Annotated in this window: 1 protein-coding gene and 1 rRNA gene; both read left to right on the top strand. The window is 45.1% G+C overall.

The window, feature by feature from the left end; translation table 11 throughout:
* Positions 1 to 844, top strand: a 16S ribosomal RNA gene (locus WC815_24090); the annotation flags it as partial.
* Between the two features lie 357 nt (positions 845 to 1,201).
* Positions 1,202 to 3,379, top strand: a complete 2,178-nt coding sequence (locus tag WC815_24085; protein ID MFA5911871.1) for a hypothetical protein — start codon at positions 1,202 to 1,204, stop codon at positions 3,377 to 3,379.
* The last annotated feature ends 260 nt before the right edge of the window (positions 3,380 to 3,639 follow it).

Raw genomic sequence — 3,639 nt, 5'->3', positions numbered from 1 at the left:
GAACAGTATGTGTAGCAGTGAAATGCGTTGATATATACTGGAATACCGATGGCGAAGGCAGGCACCTGGGTTTTTCCTGACGCTGAGGCACGAAAGCTGGGGTAGCGAAACAGATTAGATACCTGTGTAGTCCTAGCTGTAAACGATGTCCGCTAGCTCTGTGGTGTTGAACCACGGGGTGTAAGCTAACGCGTTAAGCGGACCGCCTGGGGAGTACGGCCGCAAGGCTAAAACTCAAAGGAATTGACGGGGACCCGCACAACCTGTGGAGCGTGTGGTTTAATTCGAGACAAAGCGAAAAACCTTACCAGGGTTTGACATCTTACCGTTTTATGCCTATGGAAACACTGGCAGATCCGCAAGGATGGTAGGACAGGCGCTGCATGGCTGTCGTCAGCTCGTGCCGTGAGGTGTTCCCTTAAGTGGGGAAACGAGCGCAACCCCCGTGAAATGTTAAATATTCATTTCAGACTGCCCTGTTTTTACAGGGAGGAAGGAGGGGAAGACGTCAAGTCAGCATGGCCCTTATACCCTGGGTTACACACACACTACAATGGCGAATAACAACGTGTTGCAAGCTAGCAATAGCAAGCTAATCACTTAAATTTCGCCTCAGTTCAGATTGGGGTCTGCAACCCGACCCCATGAAGTCGGAATAGGTAGTAATCGCGGATCAGCATGCCGCGGTGAATACGTTCTCGGGTCTTGTACACACCGCCCGTCAAGGCAGCAAAGTCGGGGGCGGCTGAATAATCCAGTAATGGGTTAGAGGCCGACACTGGCGATGAGGCTTAAGTCGCAACAAGGTATCCCTAGCCGAAGCTGGGGATGGATCACCTCCTTTCTAAATTTAATCATTCTTTAAGCAATTAAAGAAAATCTAATTTCGATCTGGAGAAGACATGATACTTGTACTAAACAGCCTTCTAAGGCTGGGTTAGTCACGTTGATGTGTAAATCAAGCAACCAAGCTGAGTGAGTAGAGCTTGGTGGTATCCGTTATCTGTCGCAAGATGGAGCAATGGTTTATCCGTAAGGATAGATCGGCGTACTGAGGATACCATAAATCTACTCTCGCCTTTCCTACCACTTTTTGATTATCAGAGCCCCGATTTTAATCGGGACAGGCTTAAAAACCACCCAATGGGTGGTTTTTTTGTGGAATTGACTTGAGGTACTCATTTCGTTTTAAATTAACTATATGGCTGCTGGAGAAGGACAAGGAGCAAGTGGAGGAAATGTTGAAAGACATATCCGTGAAGAAACGATTCATGAGGATGGTAAAGAGATTGTAGTGGTTGGTATACGGCATCATCCTGATGAGACTAGTGGCCTGGTCTTTCCAGGAAGAAAGACAGCAGAAGCCGCACTGAACATTGGGTTTGGATTTGGGAATAAACCAGACACCCTTCTTGTTGATAGTCTTTATTGTTTGAGCGAAAAGGAAGCTACAGGAAGCTCATTGAGTGAAGGGCTTATAAGGCAGATTATTGATCCCAATACTGATATAGACACACTTTCTCTTAATTTCTGGCCAGTTCGTTATGCCTATGAACATGGTGCAGATCTGATACTCGGTGACCCTGCTACCTCAACTATCCCTAATTATTTTGACTATATTGGGGGTAAATTGGATCAAGAAAAAGTGGCACCGTATGAAAAAATGCAAGATGCTGCAATACTTAGTGCTCAAACAAAGGAATATACTGATGCACAAAAGGGTGTTGTTGCTGCAAAAAATTATAAGTTTGGGGCAAAAGTTGGATTTGGTGCGGGGGCAGTTCTTCCTCTTGTAGGGTATGGAATGTATAGGAGTAGTAAGGATGAGTTTACCACAAAGCCATTAACGAGACGTCAGTTGTTAAAACGTGGTCTTGGATACGTTGCAGGAACTGCAGTAGGGGCTGTCGGACTTGGGCAGGTTGATGGTAGGTTGTCAGACAAGGTCAAAGACTTAGAAGGAAAGCAGGCAGACTTATTAGGAGGGTATCCAGTGATTCCTGATTATGAAGTAGGTATGACAAGGGATGACCTAATAACTCGTGATAATTCGGCATACTTACGCCTTTCAGATTCTGTTGGCGATTTGGATGAAGCCGATCGTCAGACTCCTTCTTTTCAGCGAATAGCACATTATAATAAAGAGACTTCTCCTATAATTTCTACATTGAGAAATGCTGTAATGGCTGATGTTCTTTCTGCTCCGATAGCTGAGCTGACGAATGCTGCGATTGAACCGGGTAAAGAGGCAAAAGTAGGTGTTGTCCTAGGAGCGAGTCATGTGCTGATACCTGAAGAGTGCTCTGTCTCATATCTGGTTAAGCATCCGGAGAAGCGTGAAGAAATATTGCGAGAGCAATTGACTATTTTAGTACCAGCTATTAGAGAGGAGTATGGAGATGCAGGAGTAACAGAGTTTTTGGAGCAATTGCGTACTTTTGCAAAACGATATAAGGTTCATCCTGATGGATCGGTAGATGTCAGTCGTGTTCACCCGCCTCTGTTACTCTCAATCCTGGATGATCAAGAGTTTTTGTTGTCGACTCGCGGGGAGAATAGTCTTTCACCTAAGACTACAGCTTCACCAATGAGTCAAGAATCACCCGTTGTCTCGACATCTACAGCTACGCCGTTACCTACAGAGCATCCAACAGAAATACCCACATCTTCTCCAACTCCCTCAGCAACACCAACCGAAGAAATATTTTCAACTGAAACTCCAGACTTATTGATAGAAGCTGATAAAGTTAAGGCGGTACGGGCTAAGCATCTCCTTGAGGTATATGGCGAGTCCATGGACAAAGATACTTTTGGGGGCGCAACAGAGCCCGGAGTTTTTCATGAGGAGCAGGTCGATTTTATGAAAAAACACGTCGCTGTGAGTGATGATTTAAAAGGCGACAAGCGTCTTGCTTACAAATTAGCTGCTACGATTTCTTTTTTTAGTCCAGGGTTTAGACCGGATGTAGCTCCTGATACCGATAAAATCGGCGGATTGCTTCAGCTTAGTGAAGCTCAGTTAAGAGTTCTGGATTCCATATCCTATCAAGATATGCAGGATATGCCACCGATTGAGCAGCTTGAGCAGGTAGTTAAGCCCTACTTGAGGTATTTTGAGGAGAAGGGTTTTGTTTTTAGGTCAGTTGAGGATTTGGCAATGGCTACAATGGATCCTGCCTCAATAGCCAAAGATTCTTCGACCCCAATATTGCATAAGATTTCAACTAGGCAAAGACCGTATTATGAGAAGATAGTGAGGATATTTGATTTAAACGGCAAAAAACCAGCAGAGGCTGGAGTGCTAACAAAAGGAGAAATTGGAGAAGCAATTAGGCTACATGCAATGGCCCTGGGTGAACTGGGGGAGAATTTAGAATAGGACATGAGTTGACAAATCAGCAGCAGAGCCACCCAGTGGGTGGTTTTTTTATGGTCGAAATTTGAACTTTAGCTACGAATCATTTATAATTCAGCTCAGGAATTCGTTCCTGAGGATGGTCCAGTGACAGTTGGCTACTCACACTGTGTGATTAGCAGTTGCACCTAACAGAAAGGCAGACGGGAAATGAATTCAGCGCAGATTTTTCTCCCTGTTCCATCTGGGGACAGTCGGCTTTATCTCGGAAGCGAGGCGTGTTG

Source organism: Vicinamibacterales bacterium (assembly GCA_041659285.1).
Lineage (GTDB): Bacteria > Acidobacteriota > Vicinamibacteria > Vicinamibacterales > UBA2999 > 12-FULL-67-14b.
This window is presented reverse-complemented; position numbering and strand designations above follow the sequence as displayed.

Coding starts and splice junctions, on each gene's coding strand:
- WC815_24085 (MFA5911871.1), top strand. CDS start 1,202: ATGGCTGCTGGAGAAGGACAAGGAGCAAGTGGAGGAAATGTTGAAAGA.